This window comes from Mesorhizobium sp. WSM4807 (genome assembly GCF_055811615.1).
Window position 1 is genome coordinate 1 of sequence record NZ_JBVVQY010000030.1, and the last position, 15,970, is coordinate 15,970.

General features: G+C 62.7%; 16 protein-coding genes. 10 read left to right on the plus strand and 6 right to left on the minus strand.

Features of this window, described 5'->3' with window-relative positions; translation table 11 throughout:
* Positions 1–134: 134 nt before the first annotated feature.
* On the minus strand, positions 135–1,214 hold the full coding sequence (locus tag AC0L3N_RS27780; protein ID WP_473550700.1) for a hypothetical protein: 1,080 nt from the start codon (positions 1,212–1,214) through the stop codon (positions 135–137).
* A gap of 95 nt (positions 1,215–1,309) precedes the next feature.
* Between AC0L3N_RS27780 and AC0L3N_RS27785 the strand changes: the two genes are divergently transcribed.
* The 4 genes from AC0L3N_RS27785 (at position 1,310) to AC0L3N_RS27800 (ending at position 4,127) form a co-directional block, all read left to right on the plus strand.
* Positions 1,310–1,744, plus strand: a complete 435-nt coding sequence (locus AC0L3N_RS27785) for a DsrE family protein (protein WP_473486879.1) — start codon at positions 1,310–1,312, stop codon at positions 1,742–1,744.
* Positions 1,745–1,813: 69 nt separating this feature from the next.
* Positions 1,814–2,614 carry an SDR family NAD(P)-dependent oxidoreductase gene (locus AC0L3N_RS27790; RefSeq protein WP_473550702.1) on the plus strand — a complete coding sequence of 267 codons (801 nt, stop codon included), beginning with the start codon at positions 1,814–1,816 and terminating at the stop codon, positions 2,612–2,614.
* 46 nt (positions 2,615–2,660) lie between these two features.
* Entirely contained in the window at positions 2,661–2,969 is a 309-nt protein-coding gene (locus AC0L3N_RS27795) for a putative quinol monooxygenase (RefSeq protein ID WP_123149355.1), read from the plus strand.
* A 69-nt stretch (positions 2,970–3,038) separates the two neighbouring features.
* Positions 3,039–4,127 (plus strand): AbrB family transcriptional regulator, encoded by a 1,089-nt coding sequence (locus AC0L3N_RS27800; RefSeq protein ID WP_123149354.1) that lies wholly within the window; start codon positions 3,039–3,041, stop codon positions 4,125–4,127.
* 46 nt (positions 4,128–4,173) lie between these two features.
* On the opposite strand, the gene AC0L3N_RS27805 is transcribed toward AC0L3N_RS27800, so the two are convergent.
* The 3 genes from AC0L3N_RS27805 to AC0L3N_RS27815 form a co-directional block, all read right to left on the minus strand.
* On the minus strand, positions 4,174–4,323 hold the full coding sequence (locus AC0L3N_RS27805; protein ID WP_473550703.1) for a hypothetical protein: 150 nt from the start codon (positions 4,321–4,323) through the stop codon (positions 4,174–4,176).
* Positions 4,324–4,491: 168 nt separating this feature from the next.
* Entirely contained in the window at positions 4,492–5,268 is a 777-nt protein-coding gene (locus tag AC0L3N_RS27810) for an esterase family protein (RefSeq protein ID WP_123149352.1), read from the minus strand.
* Between the two features lie 5 nt (positions 5,269–5,273).
* Positions 5,274–6,440, minus strand: a complete 1,167-nt coding sequence (locus AC0L3N_RS27815; protein ID WP_473550705.1) for an ATP-grasp domain-containing protein — start codon at positions 6,438–6,440, stop codon at positions 5,274–5,276.
* A 450-nt stretch (positions 6,441–6,890) separates the two neighbouring features.
* On the opposite strand from AC0L3N_RS27815, the gene leuA reads away from it, so the two are divergent.
* The 4 genes from leuA to AC0L3N_RS27835 all read left to right on the plus strand — a co-directional run bounded on the left by leuA (position 6,891) and on the right by AC0L3N_RS27835 (position 12,366).
* Positions 6,891–8,609 (plus strand): 2-isopropylmalate synthase, encoded by a 1,719-nt coding sequence (gene leuA / locus AC0L3N_RS27820; protein WP_473550757.1) that lies wholly within the window; start codon positions 6,891–6,893, stop codon positions 8,607–8,609.
* Between the two features lie 291 nt (positions 8,610–8,900).
* Entirely contained in the window at positions 8,901–10,679 is a 1,779-nt protein-coding gene (locus tag AC0L3N_RS27825) for a tetratricopeptide repeat protein (RefSeq protein ID WP_473550706.1), read from the plus strand.
* A gap of 123 nt (positions 10,680–10,802) precedes the next feature.
* Positions 10,803–11,606 carry an alpha/beta fold hydrolase gene (locus AC0L3N_RS27830; protein WP_473550708.1) on the plus strand — a complete coding sequence of 268 codons (804 nt, stop codon included), beginning with the start codon at positions 10,803–10,805 and terminating at the stop codon, positions 11,604–11,606.
* A 136-nt stretch (positions 11,607–11,742) separates the two neighbouring features.
* Complete coding sequence (locus AC0L3N_RS27835) at positions 11,743–12,366, plus strand: hypothetical protein (protein WP_123149347.1); 624 nt, start codon at positions 11,743–11,745, stop codon at positions 12,364–12,366.
* Between the two features lie 214 nt (positions 12,367–12,580).
* On the opposite strand, the gene AC0L3N_RS27840 is transcribed toward AC0L3N_RS27835, so the two are convergent.
* Entirely contained in the window at positions 12,581–13,495 is a 915-nt protein-coding gene (locus AC0L3N_RS27840) for a metallophosphoesterase family protein (protein WP_123149405.1), read from the minus strand.
* Between the two features lie 53 nt (positions 13,496–13,548).
* On the opposite strand from AC0L3N_RS27840, the gene AC0L3N_RS27845 reads away from it, so the two are divergent.
* Positions 13,549–14,049, plus strand: coding sequence for an NUDIX domain-containing protein (locus AC0L3N_RS27845; RefSeq protein ID WP_123149346.1), 501 nt, complete (start codon positions 13,549–13,551; stop codon positions 14,047–14,049).
* Between the two features lies 1 nt (position 14,050).
* Here the strand turns inward: AC0L3N_RS27845 and AC0L3N_RS27850 are convergent, their stop codons facing one another.
* A complete protein-coding gene (locus AC0L3N_RS27850) occupies positions 14,051–15,040 on the minus strand; it encodes a glutathione S-transferase family protein (RefSeq protein WP_473550709.1) in 990 nt (329 codons plus the stop codon).
* Between the two features lie 286 nt (positions 15,041–15,326).
* Here AC0L3N_RS27850 and AC0L3N_RS27855 point away from each other — a divergent pair, with 286 nt between their 5' ends.
* Entirely contained in the window at positions 15,327–15,863 is a 537-nt protein-coding gene (locus AC0L3N_RS27855) for a GNAT family N-acetyltransferase (protein ID WP_473550710.1), read from the plus strand.
* Positions 15,864–15,970: the final 107 nt, after the last annotated feature.

Genomic DNA, 15,970 nt, shown 5'->3' on the forward strand with positions numbered 1-15,970 from the left:
CCCCCCCCCCCCCCCCCCCCCCCCCCCCCCCCCCCCCCCCCCCCCCCCCCCCCCCCCCCCCCCCCCCCCCCCCCCGGGGGGGGTGGGAAGGATCGCTGCAGCCGCCAATTTCCGAACCGAGGATCCGGATCCGATCAAGGCGCGCAGGCAGACTGCGGCATCGGCTCAAGCCGGTAGACCTTGTCGTCGGATGCGGTCTCGCCTTCTGCCGCCTTCGAGCACAGGTCGATGATCGGCAGGCTGCTGTTGGGGTTGGCCAGCATCATCGTGGCGTTGGCGCCGCGACGCAGAAAAATCTCCTTGGCCGAGATGTCGCAGGAAAAGTCGCTCGTCTTTCCGCTCGCCACACAGTGCCACTGGTCCGCTTCACCTTCACAACTGTAGCTCTGCGTGACCTCGGCGGGCTTGTGGCGCGTGGTGACGGAAACAGCTATATCAGCACCGCTCGGCCAGTTCGTGGGATCGCCGTCCTTGGCGAAGGAGGCCAGCTCGATCGGGCCCCGGAAAACCCGGATGGTGTGGGTAAGCTGATCGGGATGCGAGCCGAGATGCGCGGCATCGTAGTCGCGCCCGTAGCAGAACGGCTGGTCCGGTTTCAGCCGCTCACGCAGCGGTGCTCCCAGCGACGGATCGACCGGATCGATGCGCGCGAATTCGGCCTTGCAGGTCTGCGCCGGCATGCGGTCGAGCCGAAAGCCGTCGTCTTCTGTGCCGAGTGCCTGCTTGGTAAACTCCTTTTCGCCCAGCTCTTCCTCGGCGCCGGCATCGAGATAAAGGTTGCGATGCACGCCGGAGACGATCAGCCGGCCTTTTTCATCGACGTTCAGTAGGGCCATGGTGCGGTCGCATTCCATGCCGCAATGAATCTCGCCCGATTGCGGATCATCCTTGCCGCACCAACCGCCGACCCATTCGGGCTTCTTGGCGCCGCGCACCGTCGTCGCCATGAAGCCGTTGTAGCCGGACGGAGCGCTGCTCGGCTCCTCGTTCGGGTGACTGACCGGATCGCTGCCATAGTAGAAGAAAATCCGTCCCACCTTCTGGTTCGGATGTATCTTGAGATGCGCGGCATCATAGACACGCCCGAAACAGGCATCCTTGCCGTCCTGGCTGAGTTCGGTGAGCTTAGGCGTATCGTCGGCAAGGGCCGTGCCGGCAACAGCGGCAAGCAAGGCGCCACCAAGTCCGGCGCCCACAATGGTCTTCGATGTCATCTGCCCCTCCTCGCCCGACAGGACGTGACTTCAATTTATGCTAGGATCGAGGCCGAAGCCACGCAATTTGCGAGGACATACTGGAGAACGACATGATGCGACGCCGCGATATTTTCCGTGTGGGCTTTGCCGGGGCCGCTGGCCTCTTCGGGCTGCGCCAGGTGAAGGCGGCGGCCGTGGAAGAAAGGCAGAAGGTCGCCTATCACCTCAGTGATCTCGACAAGGTCGGCTTCGTTTTGGGCAATATCAAGAACCACTATGAGGGCACCGGCGGCAAGGTCGACATCGTGCTGGTCGTGCATGGACCGGCCCTCGCCGCCTTCAAGTCGAAGAGCGCGTCGGCTGCCATTTCCAGCCGTTTTTCCGGCCTGGTCCGCGACGGGCTGACCCCGCATGCTTGCGCCAACACCATGCACGGTATGGATGTTGCGCTCACCGATCTCCTCGATGGCTTCCATGCCGCCGAGACCGGCGGCGTCGTCAAGCTCGCCGAATTGCAGCGCCAGGGCTACGCCTATTTGCGGCCCTGAACCTCTACTGACTTGAACATGAGGGCGGCGAGGCCCTACGAAGAGTGGGAGAGTCCCGGAGGAATAGACGTGCCAGCCACCACAACCGCCCTTCTCACCCCCACTTTGGTCATCCCCGACCTCGCCGGCAAGGCGGTGCTGATCACCGGCGCTTCGACCGGCATCGGGGCGGCACTTGCACTGGCCTACGCCGCGCAGAAATGCCGCGTCGCGCTGCATTACAATTCAAGTCGGGCGGCTGCTGAAAACCTGGCCGGGACCATCCGCAACGGCGGCGGCGAGGTATTCCTGATCCAGGGCGATTTCTCGATCCCCGCCGATGTCGAGCGCGTCGTCGAAGACAGCGCGCAACATTTCGGCCGGCTCGACGGTCTCGTCAACAATGCCGGCAGCATGCTTGGGCGCGTGCCCTATGCCGAACTGACCGAGGCGCATTACGACGCGGTGATGGACCTCAACGCCCGCTCCGTGCTGACCGCATCGCGCAAGGCGATGCCATGGCTGAAGCGCCAGGGCGGCTTCATCGTCAACACCTCGTCGATCGCTGCACGCAATGGCGCCGGCGGCGGCGCCGGCCTTTATGGCTCGGCCAAGGCCTTCGTCTCCAATGTGACCCGCGGCATGGCCAAGGAACTGATCGGTTTCAACATCCGCGTCAACGCGGTGGCGCCGGGCACCATCGCGACGCCTTTCCATGAGCGCTATTCCACCGAGGAGCAGATGAAGAGCATGGTGGCCACCATTCCTCAGGGCCGCGCCGGCACGCCCGAGGACTGCGTCGGCGCCTATCTGTTCCTCTCGTCCGCTCTGTTGAGTGGTTACATCACCGGTCAGGTGATCGAGGTGAATGGTGGCCAGTTGATGCCGTGAGCGGCGACCTGCATACTTGTCGCGGAAGCCAACGGAGAAAACGGCAATGTACGGTCTGATCGGCAAGATGCGGGCGACGCGCGGCCAGCGCGACGCAATGATGGATGTCCTGCTTGCCAGCACCGGCGCCATGCCTGGCTGCCTGAGCTACATCATCGCCACTGACCCGGCCGATGCCGACGCGATCTGGGTGACCGAGGTGTGGACCGACCAGGCAAGCCACAAGGCTTCGCTGCAACTGCCGGAAGTCCAGGCGGCGATCGCCAAAGCGCGGCCGATCATCGCCGGCTTCGAATTCCAGGTCGAGACCCAGCCCGTAGGCGGCTTCGGCCTGCCCACCGCTAAAACCGACTGACGCCTGAGCGGACGCATTTTTCGCCGCCGCGGGGTTCGCATCTCCCCTCTTCGGGTCTAAGACCGAAAAATGGATTCCCTGCCAGACCAGCCGACCGTCGAACGCATGGCGCGGATACCCAAAGCCTGGCAGTGGCTGGCCCTCCTGATCTTCTCGATCCTGTTTGCCGGCGCGCTGGAATTCGCCGCCTTGCCGGCGGCGCTGCTGATCGGGCCGATGCTGGCGGCGATTCTGGCCGGCACCAACGGCGCCACGGTGCGCGTGCCGCGCCCTTTGTTCGGCGCCGCCCAGGCGATCGTCGGCTGCCTTGTCGCCGCTTCGATCTCTGCGGACATCTTTCCGGTCTTCTACAGGGAATGGCCGCTGTTCCTCGGCACCGTGGTGGCGACCGTTGCTGCGTCAAGCCTGCTCGGCTGGCTGATCAGCCGCTGGCGTATCCTGCCCGGCACCACCGCAGTCTGGGGCTCATCGCCGGGCGCGGCCACCGCCATGGTGTTGATGGCAGGCGCCTTCGGCGCCGACCAGCGCCTCGTCGCCTTCATGCAATATCTGCGCGTCATCTTCGTCTCGATGACTGCGGCGCTTGTCGCAAAGATGTGGGTCGACACGTCAGGCATCGAGGTCCCGGCCGTCATCTGGTTCCCGCCGATCGATCCAATAGCCTTTGCCGCGACACTTGGCGTGGCGCTCGTCGGCAGCCTCATCGGAAAGCTGGTCAGGCTGCCGTCACCCTTCTTCCTCGGCACCTTCGTGTTCGGCACTGCGGTGCATCTCGGACTAGGCGTGCCGATGCAGTTGCCGCCCTGGCTGCTTGCCCTCGGCTATACGATGATCGGCTGGACCATCGGCCTGAATTTCACCAGGGCAATTCTGCGGCACGCGACGCGGGCGCTGCCGCAGATCGTCGGTTCGATCATCATCCTCATCGCCTTCTGCGGCGGTCTCGGCTTCATGATCAGCCATGTGCTCGGCATCGATCCGCTGACCGCCTATCTGGCGACCAGCCCCGGCGGCATGGATAGCGTCGCCATCATCGCCGCCGCCGCACAGCACGTCGACATCTCCTTCGTCATGGCGCTGCAGTCGGCCCGCTTCCTGGTCGTTCTGCTGGTCGGGCCGAGCGTGGCGCGGCTGGTGGCAAGAAGCGTGAAGGAATGACCCGCTCGCGCAGATGTGTTCCGCCGCACCGTTACGGTGCGGACAGTCACGCAATCACCAGGCTGGAGATGAGATCGCCGTCCAGCGTGAAGGTCATGTCGCCCTCACCGTTGAAGCCATTGCCCTTCACGGCAATGCGAACCTCATAGGTGCCGTCCACAGCTGCGACGCAGACAATGCTGAGATGGGACTGCATGCCGATATTGTCCGACTGGTTCCAGCGCGCGATCTCTGCGCGCCCTTGAAGGTGCGGCCCCAGTCGCTCAGCAATGCATCCGCCGTGAACGTGTCGAGAAACGTCGCAGTGTCACCTTCATTGGTGGCCTCGACGAAGCGTCGGATGGGATCGGGCGGGGTCATCTCATCAATCCAGCCTGTGCATCAGGTCATCATCCAGCCAGCGGGCGAAGAAATAGACCAGTTGCTTGTGCCACCATGGCCAGTCATGGCTGACATCGCCTCCCCAATAGTCGACCCAGGCGGGAATGGACTTTTCGCGCAGCACCTGTTCCAGCGCCCGTGTCTCGACCAGCATCCGTTCTTCCCATGCCCCCTGCCCGCAACAGAAGATCAGCCTCAGCGCCTTCAGCCGGCCGAGCAGTTTCTGGTCGACGATGCCAGGCAGATAGTCGAGCGGTGAGTTGAAGAAGATGTTGCCGTCGAGCGCCTCTCCGAAGAAGTCGCGGGTCGAATAGACCCCCGACAGCGCAATCACGCCGCTGCCCAGTTCCGGAAATCGGAAGACGAAGTTCGACGCATGATAGCCGCCCATCGAACAGCCTGAAAACAACGGCTTCAGCGTGCGCCCGCCATTGGCCTCGGTCGCTGTAGAGAGAACTTCCGGCATCGCCTCTTCGCGCACATAGCGGAAATAGGCCTCGTGGCGAGCGATGCGGTCGGCCGGGTCGGTATGCTTGGCGAAGAAGGATTCCGAATCGATGCCGTCGAGGGTGAAGAGTTGGATGCGGCCAGTGTCGATAAACTCCGAAAGCACTGCGACCCCGCCGGAATCCTCGAACTGGTAGAACCGTCCTTGCGAGGTCGGGAACACCACCACCGGCCGCCCGGCATGGCCGTAGCGCTTGTATTCCATGTCGCGGCCAAGGTTGCGGGCAAAACCCTTGTGATAAGAAATATCCATCGGCCTCACGCCTTTTCCGCGTGGATGTAATTGACCGCCTGGCGCAGCGCTTGGGCGTCTTTGGAACGCATCTGATAGGCGTAGTGTCCCATGGCGCGGCTGAAAACCTCTTCGATGGCCTGATGGTGGACGATCTTGTCGCCGTGGGCGGCTAGCACGTCGGCATGGCTATGCAAATAGTGGAGGCGCCGTTTGCGGCTGGCATAAGCGGTGAAGTACTTGCCCTTGTAAGGCCCGCCAGCGGCATCCCTGACCACCATCTCGGCCCACGCCGCATAGACGTCGATGTCGAACGTATAGTTGATGGCGTCGGTCATCCAGGCGCCGGGTGGCCGCATGTTGACCTCAAGCGCGATGATGCGGTCGTCCTTGGTCTCGAACAGCTCGATATGGAAGAAGCGCTCGCGCACGTCGAAGGCCCTGAGGATCTTTCTGCCGGCCTCCTCGACTGCCGGGCTGATCTCAGGAAAGCAGGTGTAGCTCATGTGGCGATCACGGTTGACCACCTCCATGACGCTCTGGTCGTAGCGGTGGCTGGCCGCCAGCACCACTTCGCCGTCGCGGTTGACCAGCCCGTCGAAGGTCACCACCAGCCCCTCGATGAACTGCTCCATGACGAAGCTGACATCTTCCGGCTTGTCCTTGAAAAATTGGTCGAGTTCCCTCGTATTGGAAATCTTGAAGGTGTTCGAGGCGCCGGAGCCGGAGTCCGGCTTCACCACCACGGGATAGCCGACGCGGCGGATGAAGGTCATGGCGCCGGCCCGGTCGGAGCATTTGCGCTGCGGTATGGTCTCGACGCCGCTCTTGCGGAAGAAGGCGCGCATGCGGCTCTTGCGCTTCAAATTCTTCACGAAATCGAGTTTGGTGCCAAAGATGTTGAAGTCGGTACGGATGTTGGCTTCCAGTTCCAGCCAATGCTCGTTGAGCGACTCGAAGCGGTCGATGCGGCCCCATTTGTGGATGAAATGGCCCATCGCCCGGAACACCGGCTCGTAGTCCTCCATGTCGGCGACGCGATAATACTCCGACAGCGCCGTCTTCAGTTTTCCGTTCAGCGCTTCATAGGGCGCGTCGCCGATGCCGAGCACGGTGGCACCGGCCTTCCTCAGCCGATCGCAGAAGTCGGCGCCGTTGGCGGGAAAATGCGGCGAGAAGAACACGAAATTCATGGACGGCCTCCCCCGGCATTGTCACCAAGTCGACAGCCCAGTCTGGCGCATTTGCCGCGTGTGGGGAAGGGCGCGCACAGCGCCGCCATGCAGCCCACTTGCCTCTCCTTAGCCGCTCCTGTATGAAAACCGCCATGATCAACCGCGCCACCTCCGTAGCTTCCCGTCAGACCGGCTTTGCTGGCGAGACCGTGCGCGCGCTTGCTTCCGCTCTGCTGCTTCTCGGCCTTATCGGCGATCGCCGGGTTCGCTGAAGGAGCGCCCGGCGGTCGAACCGCCGCTCACGCGCATGCTCCTTGGCCAGTCTCAAAATTGGCAAGTCACATCAAGCGAATGAACATCTGGTAAAGGCGCCGCTCGGCACCAAATCCGCCTGAAGGCGGACCCCGCGAGCCGCCGGGAGAGACGACAATGAACGCACGAGAAGAGATCCGCGCAGACAGCGGGGAGATGGGCAAGGATGCCCGGGGCATGCCGGAGGCAGCCCGGGGCATGCCTGAGGCAGCCCGGAAATACCAACCCTACCCGACGGTGGGTCTCACCGATCGCATTTGGCCTTCGAAGGTCATCGACAAGGCGCCGATCTGGTGCTCGGTCGACCTGCGCGACGGCAACCAGGCGCTGATCGACCCGATGGGCCACGAGCGCAAGGCGCGCATGTTCGCCCTGCTCCTCGACATGGGCTTCAAAGAGATCGAGATCGGCTTCCCGTCGGCCTCGCAGACCGATTTCGATTTCGCCCGCTGGTGCATCGAAGAGGGCAATGTCTCAGCCGATGTCTCGCTGCAGGTGCTGGTGCAGTGCCGGCCGGAACTGATCACCCGCACCTTCGAGGCGCTGCAGGGCGCCGCCAACCCGATCGTGCATTTCTACAATTCGACCAGCGAATTGCAGCGCCGCGTCGTCTTCGAGAAGGACGTTGCCGGGATCAGGCGGATCGCCACCGATGCTGCCAAGATGATCACCGACATGGCGGCGAAGGCCGGCGGCGGTTATCGTTTCGAATATTCGCCGGAGAGCTTTACCGGCACCGAGCTCGAAGTGGCGCTGGAAATCTGCAACGCCGTCACCGAAATCGTGAAGCCGACGGCGGAAAACAAGCTGATCATCAACCTGCCGTCCACGGTCGAGATGTCGACACCCAACATCTATGCCGATCGCATCGAATGGATGTGCCGCAACCTCGACAACCGCGAGAACCTGCTCATTTCGCTGCATCCGCACAACGACCGCGGCACCGGCGTCGCCACCACCGAGCTCGGCCTGATGGCGGGCGCGGACCGCGTCGAAGGCACGCTGTTCGGCAATGGCGAGCGCACCGGCAATGTCGACATCGTCACGCTGGCGCTCAACATGTACACGCAAGGCGTCGATCCCGAGCTCGATTGCTCCGACATCAACCGGATGAAGGACGTCTATGAATATTCGAACCAGTTGAAGATCCCCGAGCGCCATCCCTATGTCGGCGAGCTCGTCTACACCGCCTTTTCCGGCTCGCACCAGGATGCCATCAACAAGGGCATGAAGGCGTTGCGCAAGGCCAACACGCCGTACTGGGAAGTGCCCTATCTGCCGATCGACCCGGCCGATGTCGGACGCAACTACGAGGCGATCATCCGCATCAACTCGCAGTCCGGCAAGGGCGGCATCGCCTATGTGCTGCACGCGGACTACGGCCTCAACCTGCCGCGCAACCTGCAGATCGAGTTCAGTCAGGCGATCCAGGCGATCACCGACGCCGAAGGCAAGGAGGTGCCGGCCAAGCGCATCTACGAGCGCTTTCTCGAAACCTATGTCGATCAGCCCGGCGCGCGGCTGAAGTTCTTTGACCACCACACCTATCCGGACCTCGAGACCAAGGGCCGGCGTGCGGTGGAGGCGGTCATCCTGGACAGGGGCAGGGAGGTGACGATTTCAGGATCCGGAACCGGCCCGATCGACGGCTTTGTCGACGCGCTGTCGCGCCATGTCGGCGTGCCGATGTCGGTGCTCGACTATTCGGAGCACTCCATGCAGCGCGGCTCGAATGCCTCGGCCATCTCCTATGTCGAGATGGAGCATCCCGGCGGCAAGCTGTTCGGCGCCGGCATCAACACCAACATCGTGGCCGCTTCGCTGGAAGCCGTGGTTTCCGCCGCCAACCGCATCGTCGACCGAAAGGTCGACTAGAGCAATTCCAGGAAAAGTGCGTAGCGGTTTTCCGTCCGGAATTGCGCAAAAACAAATACTTAGAGCGGTTCGGCGGGTCCATCAAAAAGCTGAACCGCTCTAGACAAGCTGTCGAAAGCTAACAGCGCTGGAGCAAGATGAACCCACTTCTTGCTCTGGTCTTTCGCGCCGTTAACCACCAGAAAATTATCCGGTGGGGTACGCGATCGCATAATGGCTGCATGCTTGTATGGCAGGGCAGGCCCTATATGATTGCGTCTTAACCTGTGCCGACTTCGAAAGGATCGACACTTGCAGCATGCCACGCCTGCCGCCCCCGCAGTGCGCGAGACGTTGGAGCGATTGCTAGCCAGCGAAACGTTCGGGAGATCCGAACGAGCGCGTAAGCTGCTTCGCTACCTGGTCGAACGCGAGCAGGCAGGCGAAGCCGACAAGCTCAAGGGCTTTTCCATCGCGATGGATGTTTTCGGCAAGGACGGCGATTTCGATCCGTCGACCGACGCCGTGGTGCGGGTGCAGGCGGGCAGGCTGCGCGAACTTCTGCAGCATTACTTCGCCAATGAGGGTGTTGCCGAGCCGATCCGCATCGCCATTCCGCGTGGCGGCTATGTTCCATCCTACGAACTCAACGCGATCCGCCTGCCGGCCGAGCCGAAGCCGGAGGAACACACCGAGGCGGCTGCCACCTTGTCGGGATCGCTCGAGGAACCCGGCATGGCCGCAGGTGCCGCATCGTTGATGTCCCCTGTCGTTCGCGAGCCGGTACCGTCGCTGCTGCGCCATCTCCAGTTCTTCTGGCTGGCGATCGCTCTGGTCATCGCCATGCTGGGCGTGCTGATCCTTCGTCAGGGAAGCGGCGCATTGCTGGCGGGAAGCGATACCGCGTCGACGATCGAAAACGCGGTGGCAACCGGCAGCATTGCGCCATGGGCTCCGATTGAAAGCCTTCCGCTCGTCTACATTGCAGTGAAAACCAACAGTGCCGAGGCTGCCCGCGTCGCGGCATCGCTGCGCGCCGGGCTCAGCGGCTTCGATACGGTCAATTTCATCGGTCGGGACGCCGACGGCCCACCCGATCCGGTCACCGATGCAGTCAGCTTCGTATTCGATGTCTTGCCGGGACCAACGGCAGGCGATGTCACTCTGGAGCTTCAAAGCGTGGCGACCGGACGGGTCCTGCTGTCACGCAACTTGACTGCCGCCGACAGCACACCCTCCGCCGTCGAGGACAGTGTCGCCGGCATTTTGAGTTCGGCCGTTCCCGCCTCTGGCACGATCTACAACTATATCGAACAGAGCGGTCTTCAGACCGGCCTGACGGAATGTCTGCTGCTCAACGACAAATACTATCTCGACCAGGGCGCGAAAACCCATGAGGCTGCCTATCGCTGTCTCGAAAACCTGATCAACCGGGATGCGAAATCGTCGCTCGTCTATTCGGAGCTGGCGACCCTGCATGTCGAGGCGGCCACAGATCACTACGCCTATCCAGCCGGCGCAACGATCGAACAGGCGATGTCGCATGCCCGTCGCGCCGTGCAGATGGGGCCGACCAGCCCCTATGCGCACCGTGCCTATGGCTATCTCAATTCCCGCCTCGGCAATTCGGAGGAATCGATTCGCTGGATGCACAAGGCCTACGAACTCAACCCTTACGACCTCAGCATGGCGGCAGCTTACGCCTATGGGCTGATTTTCGTCGGCAGGTACAGGGAGGGAACACCGATCCTTGCTCACGCCGCCGAAACCTCCAGCGCGCATCCGACCTGGTGGGACTACGGGCTTTTCGTCGGGCAGTTCATGGCGGGCGATATGAATAAGGCCGCGCTTGCCAGCGATGCGCTGCAAGCGACGCCGACGAAATCGCACTATCTGGCTGCGCGGCTGATCGGCGCGAAGGCAACCGGCCGCAATCAACTGGCGCATGAACTCGTGGACGAGATGACTGTCAAATTTCCGAAATTCGCTGCCGATCCGCGCGCTACCTTTGTCGAGCGGAGATACCCCGCCGATCTAACCGACCGGCTGGTCGAAGCGTTGCGTGCCGCCGGGCTCGGCAATGCCAGCTAGCTTTCTAAATTGGCACGGCTGATCGCGAAAATTTTACTGGCCATCGGCTTGGACAAGGCGCAATCCAGCCACAATCTGGAATTTCGCATCCTGTTTGATTTTGCGGTAAAACCATAAAATTGCATGATTTCATCCCTTTACGCTGCCGAACGGGGCGCCGGTCCGAAGACGGTTGTCTTCCTGCATGGCTTCGGCGGTTGCCACGACGACTGGCACGAGGTGATTTCGACACTGGCACTTGGTTCACGGACGCTGGCCTATGACCTTCCGGGCCATGGGCTATCGCTCGATTTTCCGGGTGGCGGTCCGGCCAAGGCGGCCGCCCGGGCCGTTCTTGCAAACCTCGCCGCACACAGAATTAGGAGGGTGCATCTCGTCGGCCACTCGATGGGCGGAGCGGCGGCAGTGCTGATGGCATTGGCCGAGCCCGAAAGGATAGCGTCGCTGACGCTTCTGGCGCCGGGCGGATTTGGGACTGAGATCAACGGCCAGCTGTTGCGCCGTTACGCCGCCGCTGCCGGCAAGAGCGAACTTCGCGCCTGCCTCGCCGCCATGTCCGGACCGCAAAGCCTGCCCTCGGAGCGCATCGTGGATGTGCTTGGCGAAATGCGTGCGCGTCCCGGCCAGTTGCAGAGACTTGTCGAGATCGCGGCTGTCATGACCAGGGGTGATCGGCAGGGCGTCATCCCGCGCGAACGGCTCGAAACGCTCACCATGCCGGTGATGGTGGTTTGGGGGACAGGCGACGCGGTGCTGCCCTTCACACAGGCCGATGGACTGCCGGCGCATTTCCACCTGCACCACGTGTTGGAGGCCGGCCATATGCTGGTCGAGGAAGCGCCCGGCCTGATCGCCGAGATCGTCCGCCGCAACATGAAACGCCGCGCCAGGCCGCTTCGTCCAAACTCCGCCTCCGAGGCGAACTGATCCGTCCCTGTCAAAGCGCGGATTCGGGCCGGATTTGGTCCGGCAAGCCGTCTATCGATCTCGCAAGTGCATTTTGCTGCATTTTGCCGACGGCTGTGTTAATTCGGTGTTAACCAAACCCGCGAGGCAAACGCCGATGAAGGATGCAGGCGAGAACATCACCCAGATCGATCAGTCGCGAAAACTGTCCGACGCCATTCGCGATGTGAAAAACGCCTTCGCCGACCGCGACGACGTCGTGATCGACATGCGCGAGGCGCATCGCATGCGGCTGGAATTGCTTGCCGCCGAGCTCGCGCCCATCTTCGCCGACGTGCCCGCCGACATGGACAATTTCGACTTCGCCGTCTCGTCCGGGCTGCAGCCGCGCCTCTGGATCGACGCCGTCAGCCATGTCGCCATGGGACGCGACCGCCGCACCTATCGCTTCCTCAGGGATACGCGCATCGGCCGGGTGGTGCTCGCCGAATCAACCGAGATGAAACCGGTTGCCGATCAGGTGATGCGCTACGTCGCGGAGCGCGTCGTCGAACGCCAGAGAATGATGGAAGGCGGGGTCGAGCAGGCTGTCGCCGGCCTGAAGCGTGCCTTGGTCCCGGAAGCCGAGCCGCCACTGCGATCCGTCCCGCGCGGCAAGCGTTGGTCGGCGTTTCTCTCCGGTCTCGGCCTGATCGCCGCAGGCGCCCTGGTCGGGCTGGCTGTATCGATCGTGTTGTTCTGGGACCGCCTTGTTGCGATGGGACTGAGCTTTGGACCATGATCCTGAACCGAAGGTCCGCGTAGCGAAAAGTGGAATCCGGTTTTCAGAAAAGATCATGGTCAAACAAAAAAGATAGAGCTCCATCCCGATTCTATCGGGATGGAACAGGCTCTAATGCATGTCGCGCAAAAGTGCGCAGCGGTTTTGCGATAACGACATGTATAAAACAACGCCCTGAAGCGCGTCGCGCGAGGCCGGTCGAACACGACGCGCTTCAGGCCATAGCGTCCGCGCCAAGCTCCAGAATCTCCAGATCGGAAGGCGGGATGGCCGGCCCGGTCAGGCCACGTCGCGTCAGCCTGATCCGCCAATTGTCTTTTTCGCCATCGATCTCCAACAGATTATATTGCGCCGCCGGCCGCCGGCCGCCTGGCGCCTGCCCTGCGGCGGCGACACCGACCACTGGAATTTTGGCGCCGCGCCCGTTGATGGAGAACAGCGTCGGCTCGTGCGAATGGCCGTGCAGCACAAGCTCGGCCCCGTGCCGCTGAACGACCTTGTGGAAGCGGGCAATGCCGAACAGCCGCTTGGGCTGCGAAACGGCGCCGCGCACTGGCGGATGGTGGATCATGATCACCCGGAACAGTCCGCGCTTGGCCGTAGCATCGAGCACTTCGCGCAGCCTTTCCGCCTGGTCTTCCAGAAAGAAGCCGTTGGCCATGAACGGAGCCGTGGCCCGCGCCGTCGTCACACCGATCAGCGCGACGTTGCCACGCACGCGCAGATACGGAAAGGCGTCGCGGTCGATCGGCGTATTGACGCCGTCGCCGGTCATCCATGCCGTCCACGACCGGCAGGCCTTGTCGAAGGCGCCAGGCACATAGGCGTCGTGGTTTCCTGGAACGACCGACACATCATCGGGAGAACCCAGCGTCTCCAGCCAGTGCTTGCCCATCTCGATCTCGCCATCGAGCGCCAGGTTGACCAGATCGCCGGTGACAGCAAGGTGATCCGGTGCGCTCGCCTTGATATCCGCGACGATCGTGTCGATGACGGCATCGCGCATGTGGCGGCGGCGGTTGCGCTGCCAGTTGACGTAACCGACCACGCGCTTGGAGGCGAGATCGCGATAGGTTACACCGGGAAGCGGTCCCAGATGGATATCGGAAATATGCGCGAGCCTGAACATGCTCTCTTCATAAGCGACGCGCGCGCTGCTTTCCACCCACGGTTTCGTGGGTGATGACGCGGCCCGATCCGGAGCAAGCTTTCCGCCAGGCCGGCTGGCCGGGTCTCAGGGCAAGGCTGTTTCATCTGTATTTCGTGCTGCGGCGGCCGATGACGCTCGGGGTGCGCGGCTTGATCCACGACCGCACGTCCAATTCCGTCTTCCTCATTCGCCACACCTATATACCGGGCTGGCAGCTTCCCGGCGGTGGCGTCGAGCTGGGCGAGACGATGCTCGAGGCGCTGGCGCGCGAGCTCTCCGAGGAGGGCAATATTGCATTGACCGCGCCGCCGTTGCTGAAATCGATGCATTTCAACCGTCGGGCCAGCCGCCGCGACCATGTCGGCCTCTATTTGGTCGAGCAGTTCAATCAGACGGCGCCGAAGCTGCCGGACCGCGAGATCGCCGCAGCCGGTTTCTTTCCGCTCGACCGCCTGCCGGAAGGAACGACGCCGGGCACACTGCGACGGATTGGCGAGATTTTTGGCGGCGAGGCGGCGTCGCCCTACTGGTAGATCATGCCGCCTTCCTGAACCGCGCCCGATCATGCGGCGCGGCGTAGTCCAGTTCCGGTCCGACCGGCACGATGTGCGTCGGGTTGATCGTTTCATGGCTGCCGTAATAGTGCGCCTTGATGTGGTGCAGGCTCACCGTGCCAGCGACGCCTGGGACCTGATAGAGGTCGCGCAGATAGTTCGACAGGTTCGGATAGTCGGCGATGCGGCGGAGGTTGCACTTGAAATGGCCGACATAGACCGGATCGAAGCGAACCAGCGTGGTGAACAGCCGCCAATCGGCTTCGGTGATGCGGTCACCGACGAGATAACGCTGGCGAGACAGGCGATCCTCGAGTTGATCGAGCGCCGAGAACAGTTCGCCAAACGCCTTTTCATAGGCCGCTTGCGTCGTGGCGAAGCCGGCGCGATAGACGCCGTTGTTGACTGAGGGATAGACCAGCGCATTGACTGCGTCGATTTCGCGGCGCAGTGCCTGCGGATAGAAATCGAGGCTGGCGTCGCCCCATTTGTCGAAGGCTGAATTGAGCATCCGGATGATCTCGGAGGACTCATTGGAGACGATTGTTTGTTCTCGCCTGTCCCACAGAACCGGCACCGTCACGCGGCCGGAATAGGCGGGATCGGCCTTGGTGTAGATCTGATGCAGGAAATCGAGGCCGTAGAGCGTGTCACCGGTGGCGCCGTCCTCGGCCAGGAATGTCCAGCCGTTGGCGCCCATGAAATGATGGACGACTGAGACCGAAATCACGCCCTCGAGCTTCTTCAGCGCTCGAAAGATCAGCGTCCGGTGCGCCCAGGGACAGGCAGGCGAGGCATAGAGATGGTAGCGGCCAGGTTCGGCCTTGAAGCCGCGCTTGCGGCCTTCGGCCGGCGTGCCGTCGACCGTGACCCAGTCGCGCCATTGCGACTGCGCCCGCACGAACTCGCCGTCGCTGCCCTTGGTGTCGTACCCGCGGTCCTGCCATTTGCCGTCGACAAGCAATCCCATGCGATGTCCTTTCGTCTTCATGGGGATGTAGGCACATACCGACGATGCGGAAACCGCCAGGCGTTGAACAGTTCGTCAATCGCCAGGGCGGCAAACGAAGGGCGGCAGGCGAAAACGGCCGATTGCAGTGGCTGAAGATTGGTGCTAGCGGAAAATCCGCATGTTCGACTTTGCCTTGATCCGGTTCGACCGACGACGAAAGGGCGCCCGCGCTTGATGAAGCGCTGACTGGCGAACGCTGCCGTTTTGCAGCAAACCTTTCCCCGTCTACCGGAACGCAAAGACCATGAGCCTTGCCGACGTGAATTACCTGCCGGAAAATCCGGCGCATGACCCCGAAATCGAAGCCATCAACGACGAAGCCTTCGGGCCGGGCCGTTTTGTGCTGGGCGCCTACAGGATCCGCGAGGGCGGCCCGCATGAACGCGCTTTGTCCTTCGTGGCCGTCGATGACGACATCGTTGTTGCCTCGGTGCGCATGACGCGCATCGCGGCCGGCGCCGGCCGTGCGCTTATGCTCGGACCGCTTGCCGTGCGGCCGGCCTTCAAGAATCTCGGCATCGGCCGCCGGCTGGTGACGATCGCACTGGAAGCCGCCGCCAAGGCCGGCATGCCGGCCGTGATGCTCGTCGGCGACGAGCCCTATTACGGCCAGCTCGGCTTCAAGAGAATTCCGCGTGGGCAAATCTCCATGCCGCGCCCGGTCGATCTCGACCGGCTTTTGTCGCATGAGATCGTGCCGGGCGCGATGGCACGGCTGGTGGGCGAGGTTTGCCACGCCGATCAGGCAAGAATTGCCGCGCACGTCGCCGCGATGGCGTGACCATCCGGATGCTGTTGCGCCGTCCCGTCGGGCTTCGTAGCATGTGGCCGATCAGCGCATGACCCCGAAAATCGGAATCGATTTTCGGAAAGGATCATGCGCAAATA

Coding starts and splice junctions, on each gene's coding strand:
- AC0L3N_RS27780 (WP_473550700.1), bottom strand. CDS start 1,214: ATGACATCGAAGACCATTGTGGGCGCCGGACTTGGTGGCGCCTTGCTT.
- AC0L3N_RS27785 (WP_473486879.1), top strand. CDS start 1,310: ATGCGACGCCGCGATATTTTCCGTGTGGGCTTTGCCGGGGCCGCTGGC.
- AC0L3N_RS27795 (WP_123149355.1), top strand. CDS start 2,661: ATGTACGGTCTGATCGGCAAGATGCGGGCGACGCGCGGCCAGCGCGAC.
- AC0L3N_RS27800 (WP_123149354.1), top strand. CDS start 3,039: ATGGATTCCCTGCCAGACCAGCCGACCGTCGAACGCATGGCGCGGATA.
- AC0L3N_RS27805 (WP_473550703.1), bottom strand. CDS start 4,323: ATGCAGTCCCATCTCAGCATTGTCTGCGTCGCAGCTGTGGACGGCACC.
- AC0L3N_RS27810 (WP_123149352.1), bottom strand. CDS start 5,268: ATGGATATTTCTTATCACAAGGGTTTTGCCCGCAACCTTGGCCGCGAC.
- AC0L3N_RS27815 (WP_473550705.1), bottom strand. CDS start 6,440: ATGAATTTCGTGTTCTTCTCGCCGCATTTTCCCGCCAACGGCGCCGAC.
- leuA (WP_473550757.1), top strand. CDS start 6,891: ATGGGCAAGGATGCCCGGGGCATGCCGGAGGCAGCCCGGGGCATGCCT.
- AC0L3N_RS27830 (WP_473550708.1), top strand. CDS start 10,803: ATGATTTCATCCCTTTACGCTGCCGAACGGGGCGCCGGTCCGAAGACG.
- AC0L3N_RS27835 (WP_123149347.1), top strand. CDS start 11,743: ATGAAGGATGCAGGCGAGAACATCACCCAGATCGATCAGTCGCGAAAA.
- AC0L3N_RS27840 (WP_123149405.1), bottom strand. CDS start 13,495: ATGTTCAGGCTCGCGCATATTTCCGATATCCATCTGGGACCGCTTCCC.
- AC0L3N_RS27845 (WP_123149346.1), top strand. CDS start 13,549: ATGACGCGGCCCGATCCGGAGCAAGCTTTCCGCCAGGCCGGCTGGCCG.
- AC0L3N_RS27850 (WP_473550709.1), bottom strand. CDS start 15,040: ATGGGATTGCTTGTCGACGGCAAATGGCAGGACCGCGGGTACGACACC.
- AC0L3N_RS27855 (WP_473550710.1), top strand. CDS start 15,327: ATGAGCCTTGCCGACGTGAATTACCTGCCGGAAAATCCGGCGCATGAC.